The following is a 19,151-nucleotide window of genomic DNA, read 5'->3' as shown; positions in this document are numbered from 1 at the left end:
CACCCGTTTCGGGTGATCAAGCGTCAGTTCGGCTTGGCAAAGGTGAGATTCAAGGGATTAGCCAAGAACACTGCGCACGTGATCACGCTGTTTGCGCTGTCGAACTTGTGGATGGTCAGAAGGAAACTGATTGCGATGATGGGACAGCTGCGCCCGCAGGCAGCGTGAAGGGGGCATAGAAGCCCTCAAACGCATCGGATGCTCGGTGCAACGAGCCTGCGAGTGCAGCGGGACCGCACGCACCCTCTTCAGCCGGCCAATTTACGACTTGATCAGACGTTCCTTAGGCCTATGGGCATCCCACAAAGATGGGATGCTCTAGAACTTATCCCTCAGCTACTGTTGCGCCCGATTGCAGCGATATGTGCGGACTTCTGCTATGCAGCGGCGGGTACGGCCTCGCGCTTGCACTAATCCGGAAGCGGTTCAATATGGCAAAAGAGCACCGCGCGAGTTGAAGCCGACGCCCCTGCGTCCCGCCTCGTGTCCGCGGCACGCTATAGACTTGTTTGGAAAATCAAACGCAATTGGGAGATCGTTTGCCAATCAATCTAACGCCGTTCGGAACGACGGACTCGCTGTGGACCGGCAATACCTGGAAAGTGCCTGACGAGGATGTCCTCGCAAAGTGGATTGCGTGGGTGGCCATTGGCCAAGCATTTCACGTTGCTGAGATTCTTCACGCGGTCAATCCGGCGGGGACCCCACTAACGAACGACGCGGCGAAGTTAGACGCTGTGGAACTCCTTACCCAGAAGGGCATAGACCCCTGGCACCGAGATGGGTGGATATTCCAGGTTATATCGTGGCTTGCGGCCCATGTGCACAGGCCAGGCGCTCTCATTGCGCTTCCGCATCTGATTCACGCCGAGAAGGGGCTCGATGGCCTCGAAATATTGCTTGATGAGTCGCAAAACGTCATCGCGACGATTATTTTCGAGGACAAGGCGACCGAGAATCCGAGAGACACAGTTCGGGACGATGTTTGGCCTGAGTTCGTCAGGTTTGAGTCGGGACATGGAGTGAACAGAATCACGCAACAAGCCTCTGGAATTTTGGCAGCGGCCCATCACCCGAATCCGGCTGCGGCCGTCAACAAGATATCTTGGAATACGACCAGGCGCTATCGCATCAGTATTACCGCAAGAAAGAGTACGCCAGCTTCTCGAAAGAGCCTTTTTAAGGACTACGACACGAAGGTTCAGGGGAGCAGTGACCGTCGACGAGCAGAAGTTTTCGTCGTCAACGATGTTAGAGCGTGGATGGCGAATTTAGCCGCCAAAGCAATAGCTCAAATTGCCACGTTCTAATTTCGGAAGTGCTTTTGATGTTTGACCCTTCTACCGAAGAACTGATTCGGCACGCTCCTGTTCTTGATGGACTGGATAACAACCAACTCTCGAAAGAGTTCACCAGGATATATACAACCATCGTGGCTGCGCGCATGCGGCTGCGTGACCTCGCCACACAAGCCGACCAAGGTGATGAATCAAGAGCAGAGACGCTCTCAAACGTCGCTAAAGAGATGAAGTTCCTCAGGGAGCTTGCAAGCACTCAAGAAGCTCTTATCTCGGTGAGCCCATCTCGCGAAGATCGGCGCTCGGCGGCTTTCGTCGCAGGTACCGCGCACTACGTTCTCCTGCAAGCAGAACGTATCCTCGGGGAAAAGGTGGCCTCCCGCCTTGAGCTGGATTGCGTTTCGCCTGAGGTGTCTGCGACTGTGCTCTTCATGATTGCTGGAGCAAGTGCTGACGCCGCCGAGATGGCTGGAGAGATTGAAGAAGACTTCTCACAGTCTAAGCCCCATCGGGCTTCGCTCTTGGCCGCAATCCGTCGATTTGCCAAAGGCGAACTCGCCAACATTCAGCCGCAGTCCGAGTTCGCAAGCACAGCTATTGATGGTCGCCAGAGCATCGAGCGGGCGATTGATGCGCTGTACCACCTGATTTACAACGGGCTCGCCGCGCTAGCAGCCGAGATGCTGGGCGATGCGGATTCGAGTAGCAAGGAAGAGTTTGCGAGAGTAGAGGCTCTTTGCAGCCGAACAGTTGTTAGCCCGTATGAAGGTCAAACGATTGTGAGAGTCTTTGCTGGGCCGCGGCATCTAGCTGTGTTGCTCAAGATTCTTGCCGGGGACTTTCCGCAGGCTAGTGTTGCCAATCTCAGCCCTCCGAACGGCAGCGACTCAGCTAGGTGGACGCACGGAGTTCGCCATATTTCGCGCCGTCGCCCGTACCTTTGGCCCAACCACATCGACGCCATTCGAAGCGGCTACCTAGACGTTGGAACATCCGCTGCAATCAGCTTCCCAACCGGAGCAGGGAAGTCAACGCTATCTGAACTGAAAATTCTTGCCACACTCAGTAGGCAGCTGGATGTTGTGTTTCTGGCTCCCACGCTATCACTCGTAGACCAAACGGCGCGGGTTCTAGACACAGCGTTTCCGGACGCGGATGTTGAACGCGAGTACGCGAGCGACGACCCATTCGGATTCGACGCTGTCCGTCTTCCTCCAATCACCGTCATGACGCCGGAGCGATGTCTTGCTCTGATGGGCTTCGAGCCGAGACTATTTGAGAATGTTGGCCTCATCGTCTTTGATGAATGCCACCTACTGCATGCCATCGACACAGAGCGGGGGAAACGTGCCGTCGATTCCATGCTCTGCGTCCTCAATGCCGTGGAGCTAGCTCCGAGGGCCGACATGCTGATGCTGTCGGCCATGATGAGCAACGCGATTCAAATTGCTGGATGGCTCCAGAGCGTCATGAATCGACAGTGCATTGCACTTTCCATGAGTTGGAAGCCGACTCGACAGGTACGGGGCTGCCTAGTGTATCCGCGCTCCGAAGTCGATGCATTGACGACCCTCGCGAGGTCATTGAAGGCCTCTGCGAAGACCGTCGCGCCCCCTGAAAAAGCAAAGCGAAAAATGCTGGCTCGACCCCAAGGCTTCTTTGGTCTGAAGCAAACTTGGGACACGACGAACCGCGTCGACTACGCACTGCTTCCCTTGCTTGACCGGCCAATTCAATTGGCGCTCAGCAAGTATTGGAAACTGACGCCTAATGCGAACAACGTTGCGTCGGCCATTGGGTCTGCCGCCGTCGACCACAGTTCCTCTCGGGTGCTTAAGACCCTCATCTTCTGTCAGACGACAGTTAACGCGAACAGCACTGCCGAATACACCAGGGAGCGACTGGGCAAGAACGCAATCCGGTTGAGCACTGAGGAGAATCAACTTCTTGACCTTGCCTTGCAAGAAGTTGGCTCCGCAGAAAGCTTATACATTGAAGTTTCCTCAGAAAAGGAAGTGACTTCATCGGCGCTACCGCACCACGCCCGGCTTCTACCTGCGGAGCGGCATCTGCACGAATCGCTGTATCGTCGCAAGGACGGCATCCATGTTTTAGCCGCGACGTCGACGCTTGCGCAGGGAATGAATCTTCCTAGCCAGATTGTTCTGATTGCAGGCGACAGCCGTTTCGACGCGACAAACAACCAACTTGAACGTCTGCAGGCCCACGAGCTACTGAACGCCGCGGGTAGAGCAGGACGAGCTGGCGAGAGCTCGTATGGGTTTGTTCTTGTCATCCCAAGCCAAGTGGTCTTCTTCGACGACTCCGTCGGCCTCATTCATGACCATTGGACGAGTCTTAAGGAAATTTTTTCTCAATCGGACCAATGCCTCGCGATCGAAGACCCGCTCGCACCTATTCTCGATGCAATCCACTCGCATGAGGAGAATCACATTGCAGCCGACTATCTGCTTCGACGCCTTCCTGTCGGTGAATCGGATGAAGAGACTGAAACTAAGTCTCGCGCAATATTGGCTCGAACCTTCAACGCATACCTCAAAGGTCTGTCCGGTGACCAGAGTTGGCTGGAGTCTCGCGTAGCTGCGGCAATCGCGGCCAAAAAGAAGCTCGCAAACCCGGATGAGGATTCTGATTGGTCGAATGCGCTCGCAGCGAAGTTCGGCATTCAGGCTTCCACGCTTCGCTCGTTGGAAAAACATCTTCAGTCACCGCCGAGTGAAACTTCAGTAAACGGTTGGATTCGATGGCTGTTTGATTGGCTGAAGTCGGAACCGAGGGCATTTATTGAGATGACTCGTCAGGAAGGGCTTGAAACCTTGTTCGGCAAAAAATTTGCTGCGCTGACGACGTCGGAGGAGCGAGGGGCATTTGCCATTCCAAAGCTTCTACCGCTCCTCGAAGCATGGGTTGCCGGGAAGCCGTTTACGGCCATGGAGAAGGTTTTTAACGCTTCTCTGACGAAGCTAAATAAGTGTGAGAACAGTCGGGACTTCGTCATGCGAGTCCTCCCAGATATCGCATACATCGCATCACTTCCAGAATTGGTCCGCCGCGCAAGCGAGGCGATTGACGAGTCATGGCTGACCCTTGAACGCTTAAGTGGATGTGTTCGAGACGGACTGGACACGCTCGAGAAGCTAGCGCTCTACCAAGTCATCGGCCGGTCCGGCGCTCGCATCGCAACACATGAAACTTGGGATGTATGCGAGTTCTGGACGGCACCGGCACAGCCGAACGAGGACTGGAAGACATTGCGAAACCGCGTCAAGGAAGGCTGGAAATCTTGGAGCGTGCCATAAGCCCCGGTTATCGAGAAAGGCTAAGTCTCGAGTTGCGATAAGGCGCCGCTGGTAGAGCCTGTGGCCGGTGGTTCAAATCGAGGTTTCTGCTCGCGGCTGGCAAGACGCTCCGTGACATCGTTCTTGAACTTGCTACCCAGGAGTGAAAGCCCGCTAAGCTGTCATTGTTGAACTTCAGCAATCAGTCTTTAACAGTCACTTGGGTCAGAGTGAAAGGCCATACGATGGATATGGAGGGGCGGCTCGACCAGAGAATGACCTCATGACGCTTGACCGCAATACATCGCTCGTTGAGTTTGAGGACGCACCGCGATGGGTGCCCAATTCGCTGTATCAATACCTCTCGCAGGAGTCCACTGGGTTCAGCTTGGCCCGCCACGCTGATCAGTCTCCTGCAACTGTGGAGGGTATTCGCGTGTTGAACGCCGAGACGGGTCCGAGCGTCCGGATCGACTTTCTGCACGCCGCCGCAGTCCGCATGCAGATGTGGAACGGAGATGCGCGGGATGGTCACCCACTGGTCTCTCTGGGCCTGCGGGCGAACCGCCTCTACGAAGTTGAGGATGCCCCCTGGCTACCGGTGCTCGCGCGCGAATCCGTGTGGAAAGAGGCGGCCCGTCTGCGGCATTTTGTGTGTGCGTTCCGCGCCCACGTTTATGAAGTCGCGGCAGAGCAGTTGCGTTGGCAGGTGTTCGACGACGCACCGCCCATCGCCTTGTCCCGATTCAGTGGCCTACCTCCGAACTGGCGCTGACGTTCGCAAGTGTCAGGCGCCCAGGGCCTGCAGCTTGGGGGCTGCTGACCTTTTCTGCGCGCTTCGGCCGACTCACCTCTGCGGCATATCCTTGACCGAATACCCCAGGCTCACAGTCGCATCCTCCGGAATCGCCGGCATCGTCGCATTCCAAGCCTGCCAATCCGCCCGCATCGCAGCCAGCCGCTCCGGCTCCTTCTTCGCCAGGTTCGCACGCTCGCGTTCGTCGCCGGGAATGTTGAACAGGTACTCATTGCCGTCGACCTTCAGGTACTTCCAGTCGCCGTCGCGCAGCGCCTCTTGTCCGCGGTGGTTCATGCGCCAGTGCAGGGGGCGGCGGAAGGTTTGCTTCGCGTCCTTCAGCACGGGCATGAGCGAGACGCCGTCCAGCGGGTAGTCGGGGTGCGCGGCCACGCCGGCTGCGTCGAGCATGGTGGCCGACCAGTCCATGGTCATGCACAGCTGGGTGCTCTCGCCGCCCTTGGCGATCACGGCGGGCCAGTGGGCGATCCATGGCACGCGGATGCCGCCTTCGGTCAGGTCCATCTTGCCGCCGACCAGCGGCCAGTTGTCGGAGAAGCGTTCGCCGCCGTTGTCGCTGGTGAACACCACCAGGGTGTTGTCGGCCATGCCGTGCTTCTTGAGCGCGTCCATGATCCAGCCGATGCCTTCGTCCATGTGATGGATCATGCGGCGATACACGTGGATGTTGCCGCCGGCCAGGTCGAACAGGTTGTTCTTGATGTTGGGGGCCTTGGCCGCGTCGTCGCGGGTTTCCCAGGGCCAGTGCGGGGCGGTGTAGTGCAGGCTCAGGAAGAAGGGGGTGTCGTCCTCGTTCTTCTCTTTCTTCTTCTGAAGCTCCGCCATGCGCTCGACGTAGTCGACGGCGCGCTTCGAAAGGATGTCGGTGAGGTAGCCGTCTTCCTGCTTGTCTTCCTCGCCGAACCACAGGTCGTGGCGGCCGGTGGAGTCGCAGTGGGTGAAGTAGTCGACGCCGCCCGACATGGGGCCGAAGAATTCGTCATACCCCGAGCGCAGCGGGCCGAAGGTGGGCGGGTAGCCCAGGTGCCACTTGCCGATGAGGGCGGTCTGGTAGCCGCTGGCCTTCAGCAGCGAGGGCAGGGTGGGGTGGTCGGTGGGCAGGCCCAGGGTGGTGCTGCCACGGCTGCGGCTGTTGATGGGCTCTTCGGCCGCGCCGCGCAGGCGGTACTGGTAGCGGCCGGTGATCATGCCGAAGCGCGTGGGCGAGCACACGGGCGAGTTGGAGTAGCCCTGGGTGAGCTTCAGGCCGTTGGCGGCCAGGCCGTCGAGCACGGGCGAGACGGGGCCGAACACCGCGTCGCGGCCGCCGTAGCAGCCGAGGTCGGCATAGCCGAGGTCGTCGGCCACGATGAAGATGATGTTGGGTCTGGTCATAAGTTGATCGCGCCTTCGAGGCTCGGGGTCTGTTCGGGGAACACCGCGGAACCGGCTTTGCCAGGCCGCCGGTGTTGCCCCCTGCAAGGGGGTTGGCGAAGCGACACGAAGTGCGCGAAGACTGGGGGTTTGCTTAAGGTTGGTAACCGGACTTCTGCACAACCGGCGCCCACTGCGCGCGGTAGGCCTTGAGCATCGCGGCGGTCTGCGCCTGGGTGCTCACCACGGGCGTCATGCCCGAGTCCTTGAACTTGCGCTGGGTGTCGGCGTCCTGCATGACTTCGCGGATCACCACGGCGAGGCGCTCGACCTTTTCCTTGGGCATGCTGGCCGGCGCGAAGAAGGTGTTCCAGCCGGTGGCGGCGAGGTCGAGGCCGGCCTCCTTGAAGGTGGGCACGTCGGGCACGAAGGGCGAGCGCTTGGTGCCCGAGATGGCGAGGATGCGCGCCTTGCCCGCGGTGTGCTGGGGCACGACGACGTCTTCGGTGTCCACCGCGATCGGGATCTGTCCGCCGATCAGGTCGTTCAGCAGCGGGGCCGAGCCGCGGTAGCCGATCACCTGGGTCTGCACCTTGGCCTTCTCTCCCACCATGAGGCCGAAGAAGTGCGGCAGGCTGCCGGTGGCCGGCACGCCCACGTTGGCCTGGTTGGGGTTGGCGCGCATCCAGGCCAGCAGGTGGTTCAGCTCGCGCACGGGCAGGGTGGGCGACACGGCGAGCGCGAAGTTGTAGTCGTTGACGTACGACACGGGCACGAAGTCGTGGTCGGGGTCGTAGTTGTTGTCCTTGAAGACCAGCGGCGCCACGATCATCACGGCGGGGTTGGCGAGCATCAGCACGTTCTGGCTGGCGGGGGTGGTCTTCACCTGCTGTGCGGCGAGGCGGCCGCCCGCGCCGGGCTTGTTGTCGACCACCACGGGCACGCCCAGGCGGGCGGTGAGCTTGTCGCCCACGATGCGCGCCACGCGGTCGGTTGCGCCGCCGGGGGCGTAGCCCACCACGATGCGCAGGGGCGTGTCGAACTTCACCTCGGCGGCCGTCGCGCCGGTAGCGAAAGCCGTCGCGAGGCCGGCGATGGCCAGCAGACCGGCAAGGCGGCGGGTGATGGGGCGGAATGGGGTCGGCAGCATGTTGGGCAGGTCCTTGTGTCGTCGTTCAGGCGATGGCTATCGATGGCAATCGAGTATGGCCGCGGGATCCGCAGTTGCGGACGATTCTGAAGAGGCCGCGCTCGATTGTTCAAATCAACCATTCACCGGAATTACCCTTCCTTCGCAGCTGTTCTGCCTGTGCCTGTCTTCCTTGCCTGCCGCCGTTTTCAGTCGACCTTCATGCCGGTGGCCTTCACGATGCGGCCGTAGCGCGCCTGGTTGGCGGCCAGGTGCTCGCTGGCGGCGGCGCCGGTTTCTCCGAGCGGCACCATGTCGAGCGTGGCCAGGCGCGACTTGATCTCGGGCAGCGCCATCGCCTTCTGCAGCGCGGTGCGCAGGGTCTGCGCAACCGGCTCGGGCGTGCCGGCCGGCAGCATCGAGACATAGAGCACCTCGAACTCGAGGCCCTTCAGGCCCAGTTCGCCCACGGTCGGCACCTGGGGCAGCAGCGGCGAGCGCTGCTTGCCGGTCACGGCCAGGGCGCGCAGCTTGCCCGACTGCACCTGCGGCAGCAGGCCCGGCGTGGCGAGGATGCCGGCCTGCACCTCGTCGCCCATCAGCGCCAGCACGGCGGGCGCGTTGCCCTTGTAGGGCACGTGCGTGATCTTCGCGCCGGTGTCGCTGGCGAAGATTTCGGCGGCGATGTGGCCCGGGCTGCCGTTGCCGGCCGAACTGAAGGTGGCGGGCTCGGTCTTGGCCTGCGCAACGAAGTCGGGCAGCGTCTTCGCCTTCACGCCGGGCGCCACGCCGAAGGCCAGGCCCGAGGAGCTGAAGATCATCAGCGGCTTCAGGTCCTTGGCCGCGAAGGGCATCGAGGCGTACAGGTGCGGGTTGATGGTGAAGGTGCTGTCGATGCCCAGCAGCACCGTGTAGCCGTCGGCCGGGCTCTTGGCGACCAGGTCGGCGCCGATGTTGCCGCCCGCGCCGGGGCGGTTGTCGACGATGAAGGGCTGCTTCAGGTCCTTCTGCATCGCGTCGGCCAGCGCACGGGCCAGGATGTCGATGGGCCCGCCCGCCGGGAAGTTGACGAGCAGCCGCACCGCCTTGGTGGGGTAGGGGGCGTCGGCGGCCAGGGCCTGCACGGGCGCGGCGGCGCCGAAGGCAAGGGCGGCGCAGGCCGCCAGGGCAGCGGCGAGGCGGCGGCGCGTGCCGCCAAAGGAGTTGCTGGGCGAACCGGTGGTCATGTCGTCTTGTCTCCGTTGTCCGGGCAACTCTAGGTGCGCGGCGGGGGCGGCACAACTGAAAGCTCTTCTGCCAGCTATTCCAGTTGGTTATATTGAAGCGGCCATTCTCCTGAGGAAACGCCGTGTCAGACATGAACTTTGGGCGCCTGAAGATGCGCCACCTGCAGTGCCTCGTGATGGTGGCGCAGGAGCGCAACCTGGTGCGCGCGGCCAAGGCGCTGTCGCTCACGCAGCCGGCCGTCTCCAAGACGGTCGCCGAGCTGGAAGAGATCGTCGGCCGCCAGCTGCTGCTGCGCCGCCGGCGCGGCGTGGAGCTCACGCCGGCCGCCGAGGTGCTGGTGCGCCATGCCGTCTCGGCGCTGCGCGGTCTGCGCGAAGGGCTGGGCCTGGCCATGGACCAGCCAGAGGCCGACCAGCTGCGCGTGGCCGTCGGCGCGCTGCCGAACATGGTGGCCAACCTTCTGCCCGAGGCCGTGGCCTCGCTGCACGTGTCGCAGCCGGCATTGCGTGTGCGCGTGGTGAGCGGCACCAATGCCCAGCTGATGACGCAGCTGCGCCAGGGCGAGATCGACCTCGTGCTCGGCCGCCTCGCACAGGCCTCGGCCATGGCCGACCTGGCCTTCGAGCAGCTCTACAGCGAACCGCTGCTGCTGGTGGCGCGGCCGGGGCATCCGCTGGCGGCGCGGCGCCAACCGCCGCTCGACGCGCTGGCGGGCCATCCGCTGGTGCTGCCGGTGTCGGGCACGTTGATACGGCACACGGCCGACGCATTCCTCATCGCGCAGGGCATGGCGCTGCCCGGCCGGCTGGTGGAGGCGACGGACACCAGCTTCGTGCTGGGGCTGCTCCAGCGCTCCGATGCGGTTTGGTTCGCGCCGCAGGGGGCTGTCGAAGGGCTGGTCGAGCGCGGCGAACTCAAGCGGCTGGCCATCGACACCACCAGCACCGAAGGGCCGGTGGGGCTCACCATGCGGCGTGGCGACGAGCCGGCCGAAGGCACGCAGCTGCTGATCGAGGCCATCCGCGAGATCGTTGCGGCAAGGCACCGAGCGATCGAGGGAGTGCAGGCATGAGCGGCAGCGAAAAGACGATGCCCGGCGAGCGCCAGTCGCTGGTCGACGCCCTGCGCGGCTTCGCGCTGCTGGGCATCCTCGTGGTGAACATCGCGAGCTTCTCCTCTACTTACTACGGGGTGGGCATACCCGACCCGATGGCGCAGTCGGTGCTCGAACGCGCGGCGCTGCTGGTGCGCACGCTGGTGTTCGAGACCAAGTTCTACCTGCTGTTCTCCTTTCTCTTCGGCTACAGCTTCACGCTGCAGATGCAGTCGGCCGAGCGCGGCGGCAAGGCTTTCGCGCCGCGCATGGGGCGGCGGCTGGTGGGGCTGTGGGTGCTGGGCCTGGTGCATGCGGTGGTGCTGTACCACGGCGACATCCTCACCACCTACGCGGTGCTGGGAGCGGTGCTGCTGATGCTGCGGCGTCGCAGCGACGTGTTCATGGCACGCGCCGCGGTGTTCCTGGTGCTGGCGACTTCGCTGCTGTGGGCGGGCATCGGCTACCTGCTGGTGAAGGCGGGCGTGTCGAACGACACGCGCACGGCCTATGCGGATGCCGTCGCGGCGCTGGCGGCGTATCGCGGGACGCCCTTTACCGTGATCGTGCAGCACCTGCGCGAGCTCTCGCAAATCTGGTGGATCACCGGGCTGGTGCAGGCGCCGACGGCGCTGGCGATGTTCTTCGCGGGCTTCATCGCGGGGCGGCGCGAGCTGTTCGCCAATGCCGATGCGTATCGGCCGCTGTTCAAGCGACTGCTGCGCTGGGGGCTGGTCATCGGGCTGCCGGGCGCGGCGCTGTACGCCTTTCCTTCGATCCGGCTGGACAACCCCGTGCGCGAGCTCTACGGCCTCGCGGCCACGCTGCTCACCGCGCCATTCCTCACGGCAGCCTACGCGGCCGGCCTGGTGCTGCTGATGCTGTCGCCGCGCGGCCGGGTGCTCGAAGCCATGCTCGCACCGGCAGGCCGCATGGCGCTGACCAACTACCTCATGCAGTCGCTGGTGTGCGCATGGCTCTTCCTGGCCTACGGGCTGCGCTGGATCGGCACCGTGGGGCCGACGGCCGCCACCGGCATCGCCTTCGCGATCTTCGCGGCGCAACTGGTGCTGAGCCGCTGGTGGCTGGGCCGCTTCGTCTACGGGCCGGTCGAGTGGGTGCTGCGCGCGTTCACGAACCTGGAGCTTCCGCCGATGCGGCGCAAGCCCGAGGCTCCAGGTCAGCGCGGCAGCAGCGTCGACAGCTGATACACCGCGAAGGCCAGCAGGATCGCGCCCGACAGCCGGTTGATCCACTGCATGGTCTTCGCGCTGAGCTTGTGCCGCACCGACGACACCATCGTCGACAGTCCCAGCCACCACAGCGCTGAGCCCAGGAACACGCCGAGCACCATGGTCGCGGCCTGGGTGCCGCCGGTGGTGCTGCCGGTGGAGATGGAAGCGAACACCGCGACGAAGGACAGGATCGTCATCGGGTTCGCGAGCGTCAGCACGAAGACCGAGAGCGTGGCCTTCAGCGGCGTGGTGGCGTCGGCGGCCTGACGGGCCTGCGTGGCGACCGGCGCGCGAAGAAGCTGCACGCCCATCCAAGCGAGAAATGCCGCGCCGCCCAGCGCCAGCGGCACGCGCGCGGCCACCATCGAGGCGATGACGGCCGACACGCCCAGCGCACCGATGGCGCCATAGAACGCGTCCGCCAGCGCGGCGCCGAGCCCGCTGAGAAAGCCGATGGTTCGGCCGTGCGCGAGGGTGCGCTGGATGCAGAGCAGGCCGATGGGGCCGACAGGTGCTGCGATGGAGAGGCCGATGACGAGGGCCTTGAGGAAGAGGGTAGAGTCCATTCGTAAATTGTCTTTACGACGTGGCCTGAAGAGAATGGCGAAGCTCAGGCGGAATGCGCTTTTCGCCTTAAATTCAAGACGAATCGATCGGCTGAAGCCTGAAATCCATGGAAATCGACAGCAAGAACTGGCAGATCCTCGAAGTGCTGCAGGCCGATGCCCGCACCTCGCTCACCGCGCTGGCGCGGCAGGTCGGCCTGTCGGTGCCCTCGACCTCGGAGCGCGTGAAGCGGTTGGAAGAAGCCGGCGTGCTCGCCGGCTATCGCGCCGTGGTGCCGCCGCGCCATGTGGGCTACGCGGTGATGGCGCTCGTCGGCATCACCACGCCGCAGCCCGACAAGGCGCGGCTGCTGAAGCTGCTGGAGGGCAGGCGCGAGGTGCTCGAATGCTTCCACGTGACGGGGCAGGACTCGTACGTGCTGAAGGTGGCCGCACGCGACATCGAGCACCTGGAAGCCTTCGTGAGCAGCATCAACCACCTGGGCGAGACGCGCACGTCGATCGTGATGTCGGTGCCGATTCCGGCGCGCCCCATCGCCGCGCCTGAAATGGAAAAGCCGCCGCGCCGCTAGGCCGGAGGCAGCGGCCGCGACCAGAGCCACGCCAGCACGCAGGCCATGCACCCGATGGCCAGGCCGGCGAGCCATGCGCGGTGCGCGGTGAACGAGACGATCACGGCGCAGGCCGCCATCGTCACGGTCGCGCTCCACTTGGCGCGCCGGCTCACGGTGCGGCCGTTGGCCCAGTTGTGCAGCAGCGGGCCGAAGAGGCGGTGGTTCAGCAGCCAGGCATGCAGCCGGGGCGAGCTGCGCGCCGCGGCCCAGGCGGCCATCAGGATGAACACCGTGGTCGGCATGCCCGGCACGACCACGCCGATGAGGCCCAGTACCAGGCACAGCACCGCGAAGGCATAGAGCAGCGCTCGCGTGAGCGCGGACTTGCGTTCGGGCGCGGGGGCCGGCTCGGGCTTGTTCAAGGCAGGGTCAGGCCGGGGCCTGTCCCGGTTGCGGTTGCTGCGGCAGCTGCTCGCGCTCGGGCAGCCCATCGGCCGTGATGCGCATCTTCGGCAGGAACTGCGGGTACTCGCGCTGCATGAAGTCGATGAGGCCTTCGCGCACGGTGCAGCGCAGATCGAAGGTCAGGCCCGAGGTGGCGGCGGTGCAGAGCACGCGGATCTGCATCGTGCGCTCGGTGGCGTCGGTCACACGCAGGTTGAAGAAGCGGCCGTCCCACTCGGGCGCGGCCTTCACGATGCGCTCGACCTCTTCGCGCAGCGGCGCGAGGGGCATGCCGTAGTCGACGTAGATGAACACCGCGCCCAGCAGCTGTGCCGAATGCCGCGTCCAGTTCTGGAAGGGCTTCTCGATGAAGTAGGTGAGCGGCAGGATCAGGCGGCGCTCGTCCCAGATCTTCACGACCACGAAGGTGCCGGTGATTTCCTCGACGCGGCCCCATTCGCCTTCGACCACCAGTACGTCGTCGATGCGGATGGGCTGCGCCAGCGCGATCTGCAGGCCGGCGATGAGGTTGCTGAACACCGGCTTGGCCGCCAGACCGGCCACGATGCCGATCACGCCGGCAGAGGCCAGCAGGCTTGCGCCCACCTGGCGCGCGCCCGGGAAGGTCATGAGCATCATCGCGCCGCCGGCCACGACCACCACGGTCATCGCGGTGCGCGCGAGCACGCGCGTCTGGGTGAGCACGCGGCGGGCCTGCAGGTTGTCGGCGACGTCGGAAGGATGCTGCGCCAGCACGCCTTCCGCGAAGCCGCTGATGGCCTTCACTGCCAGCCAGGTGGTGGCGGCGATGAGCAGCAGGCCGGTGAAGTGGCGCACGTTGCCGATGAAGCGCAGGTCGTCCGGCGCGCCCTGCCACACCATGGTGAGCGCGACCAGCGGGAACACGAGCCTGGCGGGCGCCCTGCAGTTGACCACCATCGCATGGATGGCCGGCGCGGGGCGGGTGATCCGCCTGAGCACCATGCCGACGATGCGGTGCGCGAGAAGAGAGAGGGGGACTGCGATCAGGGCGGCAAGCCAGGTGCCGAACCAGGGGTGGGCAAGTATCTCTTTGGTCATCAGGCGGGAGTCGTCTTCGCTTGTTCTGTTGTCTCGTTCAGAGGTTGAAGAATGCGCGCTGCGTCGTCGCGCAGCTGCGTGGCGAGTGCCGTGGCCAGGTCGAGCCGGCGAAGCAGCCAGGGGCTGATGTCGTTGTCGAACGGGTCGGGCAGGGGGATCGGGCCGCCGACCGTGGTCGAACCGGCACTCTCGGGGTGGGAGGGACCGGTGGTTGGAATAGTTCCGATGGCGGCCTCGATGCGCTGCGCGGTGCGGCCGATGGGGCCTTCCACCTCGGCGGGCGTGAGGCGGTCGCGCCGCAGCACCAGCATCGACTTCACCGCGCTGAGCTGCGCGAGCAGCTGGTAGCTGTGGGCCTGCAGGTGCTCCAGCGGCTCCAGCGGCGGCTGCACCGCGCGCGGCTCCGACAGCGAGCGCTGCGTGGCCTGCACCAGCGCCGAGAGGCTGTCGTAGGCCTCGCGGCGCGCGAGGCGCCATTCGAGCTCGGGGCTGCTGTCGATGGCCTTGAGCTGGCCCAGGCCCAGTGCCAGCCGCGCATGGCGGGCCTGCGCGGTGAGCACGCGTGCGACCAGCGCCGGCAGCTGCGTGCGCTCCCACGAGGGCAGCACGTAGCAGAAGGCCCAGGCGAGCGCGGCGCCGATGAGCGTGTCGGCGATGCGCTCGAACAGCGCGAAGATCGGCGCCACGCCCACGTTCAGCATGTGGGCCTGCACCAGGCCCAGCACGGTGGCGGCCACCGCGGTGATCAGGTAGCGCCGCACCGCGAAGCTGTGCGCGATGGCCTGCGACACCGTGACGATGACCAGCAGCCATAGCGCCGACGGATGCGCCGACAGCAGCCCCACCGCGAGCACGCAGCCCAGCAGCGTGCCGGCCACGCGGGCGTTGCGCCGCTCCAGCGTCTGCGAGAGGCTGCCGCGCAGCACCACCACGATGGTCAGCAGGATCCAGTAGTCGTGCGAACCCCACGGCATCGACACCGCGATGGCGTAGCCGGCCGCGATGGCCAGCGCGGCGCGGATCGCGTGGCGCAGCGGCGGCTGGTCCCAGCTCCAGAGCGTGAAGAAGGGGCGCAGCGACCAGTCGGTGGGGCTCACGAAGAGCTGCCAGTTGGCACGCACCACGGCCAGGTTGGGCTCGGCGTCGCCGCGCGCCATGGCCGACAGGCGCAGCACCTCGTCGTTGATGTGGCCGATGCGGCTGGCCAGCCCGCGCGCGAGCATCGCGGCGGTGGGGCCGATGTGGCCGCCGCCGGCGGTGCCGTCGTCCGCCGAGACGTGGATGGCCGCCAGGCGCGGGCGGCGGTCGGCCACCGCGTCGGGCTGGCGGCCGAACATGAGCGCGTCGGCCAGGGCGACGGTCTCGTCGGCCAGCTCCTCGAGCACGCGGCGCATCTCGACGAGCGCCTCGGCATGCGCGGGGTGGGCGCGCAGGGTGTCGAGGTCGAGCTCGCTGGCCAGCAGCTGGTCGCGCATCTCGAGCACGATCACCAGCATGGCGGCAAGCCGCTGGCGGCGCGGGGTGCGCGGCGATTCGAGCACGATGTCGCGCGTGGCCTGCAGCTGGTCGGCCAGCGCAGCCTGCTCGCGCAGCAGCCGCCCCAGCATGGGAGCGGGCGTGTCGCGCACGTCGCGGGTCTCGTCCTGCGGCAGGAACTGGCTGGCCTCGGTGCGCATGAGCGCCGCCAGCGAATACAGCACGTCGGCGATCGACTGGGTGCGGAAGCGCCCGTTGAGCGCCAGGTTGGCCAGCGTGGCCCAGATCACGTACAGCCCCGCGCCCAGCCCGAAGTGCCAGGTGCGCTTGATGGCGTCGGCCATGTCGGGCGGCGCCTGCGTGGCCATGGAGAACACCATCGAGAACATCACAGCGATGGCGATCGGGATGCCCCGCTTGCCCCAGGCCATGGCCAGGAAGGCCATGAAGGTGGCGGGCACCAGCAGCAGCCCGAGGCGGATGGGGGCGCTGTGCAGCATCTGCACCGCGAAGAACAGCGGCAGCCCGATGAGCGGCGCCGGCAGCATCTGCAGGAACTTGCCGCGGCGCGGGCCGGGCAGGTCGGGCGGCGCGGTGACGATCACGCCGGTGGCGGCGGCCGAGGCCGCCATGGTGCCCAGCCAGAAATGCATTCCGGCGGAGATGAAGAGCAGGCCCAGCGCGACGGTGAGCCCGCTCGCGACGTAGTGGCTCAGCGCGATGCGCAGAGCGGCACGGACCCGGGGCGCGGCGCTGCTGGGCCCCTGCATCGTCACTTGGCGGAGGAGTTGCCTTCGGAAGGCGCGCCGTTGGCGGGCGCCTCGCGGCGCACGCGCGTGAGCTTGCGCGGAGCGGGAGCCGCCGCCGGCGCGGCCGGGGTTTCGGCTTCGGCTGCCTCGTCGGCGAAGCCCGGCACCGTGCTGCGGGCGTAGAGGTCGGCCGAGGCGTCGGCCGCGGTGCCGGCGCTCGCCTTGGCGGAGGCCGAGACGGCGCGCACGCGGTCGCTGGCGCGCAGTTTCTCGTCGACGGTGGCGAACTTGGAGTACTTGGACAGCAGCGGCACCAGCTGGCCGTACACGCGCGGGGCGCCGGCCAGGCATTCGCGCTGGTCGATGAACTCGGGCTCGCCCGTGAAGTTGCCGATCAGGCCGCCGGCCTCGGTGACCAGCAGCGAGCCCGCGGCCACGTCCCAGGGGTTCAGGCCGGTCTCGAAGAAGGCGTCGGTGAAGCCCGCGGCCACGTAGGCCAGGTCGAGCGCGGCGGCGCCGGGGCGGCGCAGGCCGGCGGCGCGGGGCATCATGTCCGCCATGATGGCCAGGTACTGCTTGAAGTTGTCGCCGGTACGGAAGGGGAAGCCGGTGGAGATCAGGCACTCGTTGAGGCGGGTGCGCTTCGAGACGCGGATGCGGCGCTCGTTCATGTAGGCACCGCGGCCCTTGGTGGCGGTGAAGAGGTCGTTGCGGGTAGGGTCGTACACCACGGCCTGCTCGATCTTGCCGCGCACCGACAGCGCGATCGACACGCAGTAGACCGGGAAGCCGTGGATGAAGTTGGTGGTGCCGTCCAGCGGATCGATGATCCAGACGTAGTCGGAGTCCTTGGCGCCGTACTGGCTGCCGGATTCTTCCGCGAGGATGCCGTGCCCCGGGTACGCGCCGAGCAGCGTCTCGATGATCGCTTGCTCGCTGGCGTGATCGACTTCGGTGACGAAGTCGTTGACCTGCTTCTGGGAGATGCGCACGGCCTCCACGTCGAGGGCGGCGCGATTGATGATGGCGCCGGCGGCGCGTGCGGCCTTGACGGCCACGTTGAGCATGGGATGCAGGTTGGGGGACGACATTGGATTGTGGGAAGAACGGTGGGGAGGGCCCCCGGAGACGGCCCGGCGATGCGGGCGGCGAGAATCGGGGGATTTTACCGGCTCCGCCCGTTAGTGTCCGCCAACCCCCCATGCGCACCCGTTTCATCCTGATCCAGACCAGCCACGCCGGCAACGTGGGCGCCGCCGCCCGCGCCATGAAGACCATGGGTTTTTCCGACCTGGTGCTGGTGGCCCCGCGTTGGGCCAACGTGCTGCGGCGCGAGGAAACCATCCAGCGCGCGAGCGGCGCGCTCGACGTGCTGGCCAACGCCCGCATCGTCGAGACGCTCGACGAGGCCCTCGACGGCGTGACCCACATGTGCGCCACCGCCATGATCCCGCGCGACTTCGGCCCGCCTACGCGCTCGCCCCGGGAGCACCTGGAGCCCCTGGCGGAACAGGGCGACCAGCACGTAGCCTTCCTGTTCGGCTCCGAGCGTTTCGGCATGCGCAACGAGGACGTCTACCGCTGCAACGTGGCCCTGAGCATTCCCACCGACCCGAAATTCGGCTCGCTCAACCTGGGCGCGGCCATCCAGGTGATCGCCTACGAATGGCGGCTGGCGCTGGGCGGCTACGAGGTGCGCGAGGCCGTCCAGCCCGTGCAGGCGGCCGACGCGCAGGCCGTGGCCGGCATGCTCGACCACTGGGAGCGCTCGCTGGTGGAGATCGGCTTCCTCGATCCCGGGGCGCCCAAGAAGCTCATGCCCAGGCTGCAGCAGCTCTTCAACCGGGCCCAGCCCACGCCGGAGGAGATCCACATCCTGCGCGGCATCGCCAAGGCGATGAGCGACGCGACCCGGCCGCCCAGGGCGGACAAGGGCGGCAAGACGCCCGAGAGCGACTAAAACCTTATCGTTCGTACGCGAAGACACCCGGCCTTAGACTGCGCGGCCCCTATCGATATAACGACAACAGACAGAAGGCATAAGGCAGCGATGTTCTCCAGACTGCGCGCCGACATCCGGTGCATCCTCGAACGCGACCCGGCCGCTCGAAGCGCCTGGGAAGTGATCACGGTCTACCCCGGCTTCCACGCCGTGGTTCTGCATCGCTGGGCACACGCCTGTTGGACCCATGGCTTCAAGTGGCCCGCGCGCGCCATCGCACACTGGGCCCGCTGGCTGACCGGCATCGAGATCCACCCCGCCGCCAAGATCGGCGAGCGTGTGTTCTTCGACCACGCCATGGGCGTCGTCGTGGGCGAGACGGCCGAGATCGGCGACGGCTGCACCATCTACCAGGGCGTGACCCTGGGCGGCACCTCGCTCTACAAGGGCACCAAGCGGCATCCGACGCTGGGGCGCGACGTGGTCGTGAGTGCCGGGGCCAAGGTGCTGGGCGGCTTCGTCGTGGGCGACGGCGCCAAGATCGGCAGCAACGCAGTGGTCATCAAGCCGGTGCCGGCCGGCGCCACGGCGGTGGGCATCCCGGCGCGGATCATCCCGTCGAAGGCGGGCGAGAGCGCCGACGTGGCCGCGCCGCAGAAGTTCTCCGCCTACGGCATCACGCAGGACGACGATCCGCTGAGCCAGGCCATGCGCAGCCTGATCGAAAACGCATCGAGCCAGGAACACCAGATCGCGCTCCTGTGGCAGGCCATCGAGAAGCTCTCGGCCCAGCCCGGCAGCAAGGACTGCGTGCCGGGCGAGGCCGCACGCGACCAGAGCTTCGAGGCCGACAAGCTCACGCAGCTGATCGGCAAGTAGAAGAAAGAAA

General features: G+C 65.6%; 16 protein-coding genes and 1 pseudogene. 9 read left to right on the top strand and 8 right to left on the bottom strand.

Annotated features, from left to right (window positions below):
• From G369_RS38105 to G369_RS0107980, 4 genes and pseudogenes are all read left to right on the top strand, one after another.
• Positions 1-168: pseudogene (locus G369_RS38105) on the top strand (IS5/IS1182 family transposase); the annotation flags it as partial.
• A 371-nt stretch (positions 169-539) separates the two neighbouring features.
• Complete coding sequence (locus tag G369_RS38480) at positions 540-1,310, top strand: hypothetical protein (RefSeq protein ID WP_157773647.1); 771 nt, start codon at positions 540-542, stop codon at positions 1,308-1,310.
• Between the two features lie 17 nt (positions 1,311-1,327).
• Entirely contained in the window at positions 1,328-4,618 is a 3,291-nt protein-coding gene (locus G369_RS37490; RefSeq protein WP_157773646.1) for a DEAD/DEAH box helicase, read from the top strand.
• A gap of 262 nt (positions 4,619-4,880) precedes the next feature.
• Positions 4,881-5,372, top strand: coding sequence for a hypothetical protein (locus G369_RS0107980; RefSeq protein ID WP_020722990.1), 492 nt, complete (start codon positions 4,881-4,883; stop codon positions 5,370-5,372).
• Between the two features lie 72 nt (positions 5,373-5,444).
• On the opposite strand, the gene G369_RS0107975 is transcribed toward G369_RS0107980, so the two are convergent.
• The 3 genes from G369_RS0107975 to G369_RS0107965 all read right to left on the bottom strand — a co-directional run bounded on the left by G369_RS0107975 (position 5,445) and on the right by G369_RS0107965 (position 9,122).
• Positions 5,445-6,788, bottom strand: a complete 1,344-nt coding sequence (locus tag G369_RS0107975; protein ID WP_019653458.1) for a sulfatase family protein — start codon at positions 6,786-6,788, stop codon at positions 5,445-5,447.
• A 133-nt stretch (positions 6,789-6,921) separates the two neighbouring features.
• Entirely contained in the window at positions 6,922-7,917 is a 996-nt protein-coding gene (locus G369_RS0107970) for a Bug family tripartite tricarboxylate transporter substrate binding protein (RefSeq protein ID WP_019653457.1), read from the bottom strand.
• Positions 7,918-8,105: 188 nt separating this feature from the next.
• On the bottom strand, positions 8,106-9,122 hold the full coding sequence (locus G369_RS0107965) for a Bug family tripartite tricarboxylate transporter substrate binding protein (RefSeq protein ID WP_019653456.1): 1,017 nt from the start codon (positions 9,120-9,122) through the stop codon (positions 8,106-8,108).
• 131 nt (positions 9,123-9,253) lie between these two features.
• Between G369_RS0107965 and pcaQ the strand changes: the two genes are divergently transcribed.
• The gene (gene pcaQ, locus G369_RS0107960) at positions 9,254-10,195 is read left to right on the top strand and encodes a pca operon transcription factor PcaQ (protein WP_019653455.1); all 942 of its coding nucleotides are present in this window, start codon (positions 9,254-9,256) and stop codon (positions 10,193-10,195) included.
• Positions 10,192-11,424, top strand: a complete 1,233-nt coding sequence (locus G369_RS0107955) for a DUF418 domain-containing protein (RefSeq protein WP_019653454.1) — start codon at positions 10,192-10,194, stop codon at positions 11,422-11,424. Before pcaQ ends, G369_RS0107955 begins: the two co-directional genes overlap by 4 nt.
• Here G369_RS0107955 and G369_RS0107950 read toward each other — a convergent pair.
• On the bottom strand, positions 11,397-12,017 hold the full coding sequence (locus tag G369_RS0107950; RefSeq protein WP_019653453.1) for a LysE/ArgO family amino acid transporter: 621 nt from the start codon (positions 12,015-12,017) through the stop codon (positions 11,397-11,399). The genes G369_RS0107955 and G369_RS0107950 overlap by 28 nt on opposite strands.
• 107 nt (positions 12,018-12,124) lie before the next feature.
• Here G369_RS0107950 and G369_RS0107945 point away from each other — a divergent pair, with 107 nt between their 5' ends.
• On the top strand, positions 12,125-12,589 hold the full coding sequence (locus tag G369_RS0107945) for an Lrp/AsnC family transcriptional regulator (RefSeq protein WP_026346268.1): 465 nt from the start codon (positions 12,125-12,127) through the stop codon (positions 12,587-12,589).
• Here G369_RS0107945 and G369_RS0107940 read toward each other — a convergent pair.
• Genes G369_RS0107940 through G369_RS0107925 form a run of 4 tightly spaced genes read right to left on the bottom strand, consistent with a single transcriptional unit; the run spans position 12,586 to position 17,411 of the window.
• On the bottom strand, positions 12,586-13,062 hold the full coding sequence (locus tag G369_RS0107940) for a YbaN family protein (protein WP_051127535.1): 477 nt from the start codon (positions 13,060-13,062) through the stop codon (positions 12,586-12,588). The genes G369_RS0107945 and G369_RS0107940 overlap by 4 nt on opposite strands.
• Positions 13,001-14,095 (bottom strand): mechanosensitive ion channel family protein, encoded by a 1,095-nt coding sequence (locus G369_RS0107935; RefSeq protein ID WP_019653452.1) that lies wholly within the window; start codon positions 14,093-14,095, stop codon positions 13,001-13,003. The genes G369_RS0107940 and G369_RS0107935 overlap by 62 nt, the downstream gene beginning before the upstream one ends.
• Positions 14,095-16,341: an FUSC family protein gene (locus G369_RS0107930; RefSeq protein WP_026346266.1), complete on the bottom strand. Its 2,247-nt coding sequence runs from the start codon at positions 16,339-16,341 to the stop codon at positions 14,095-14,097. Before G369_RS0107930 ends, G369_RS0107935 begins: the two co-directional genes overlap by 1 nt.
• Positions 16,342-16,343: 2 nt before the next feature.
• Positions 16,344-17,411: an inositol monophosphatase family protein gene (locus G369_RS0107925; RefSeq protein WP_019653450.1), complete on the bottom strand. Its 1,068-nt coding sequence runs from the start codon at positions 17,409-17,411 to the stop codon at positions 16,344-16,346.
• 110 nt (positions 17,412-17,521) lie between these two features.
• On the opposite strand from G369_RS0107925, the gene G369_RS0107920 reads away from it, so the two are divergent.
• Both G369_RS0107920 and cysE read left to right on the top strand, forming a co-directional pair.
• Positions 17,522-18,280, top strand: coding sequence for an RNA methyltransferase (locus G369_RS0107920; RefSeq protein WP_019653449.1), 759 nt, complete (start codon positions 17,522-17,524; stop codon positions 18,278-18,280).
• 57 nt (positions 18,281-18,337) lie between these two features.
• Positions 18,338-19,141, top strand: a complete 804-nt coding sequence (gene cysE, locus G369_RS0107915) for a serine O-acetyltransferase (protein WP_309939305.1) — start codon at positions 18,338-18,340, stop codon at positions 19,139-19,141.
• Positions 19,142-19,151: the final 10 nt, after the last annotated feature.

Origin of the sequence: Variovorax atrisoli 110B (assembly GCF_000382045.1) — a bacterium.
In the GTDB taxonomy this organism is placed as follows: Bacteria; Pseudomonadota; Gammaproteobacteria; order Burkholderiales; family Burkholderiaceae_C; genus Variovorax; species Variovorax atrisoli.
This window is presented reverse-complemented; position numbering and strand designations above follow the sequence as displayed.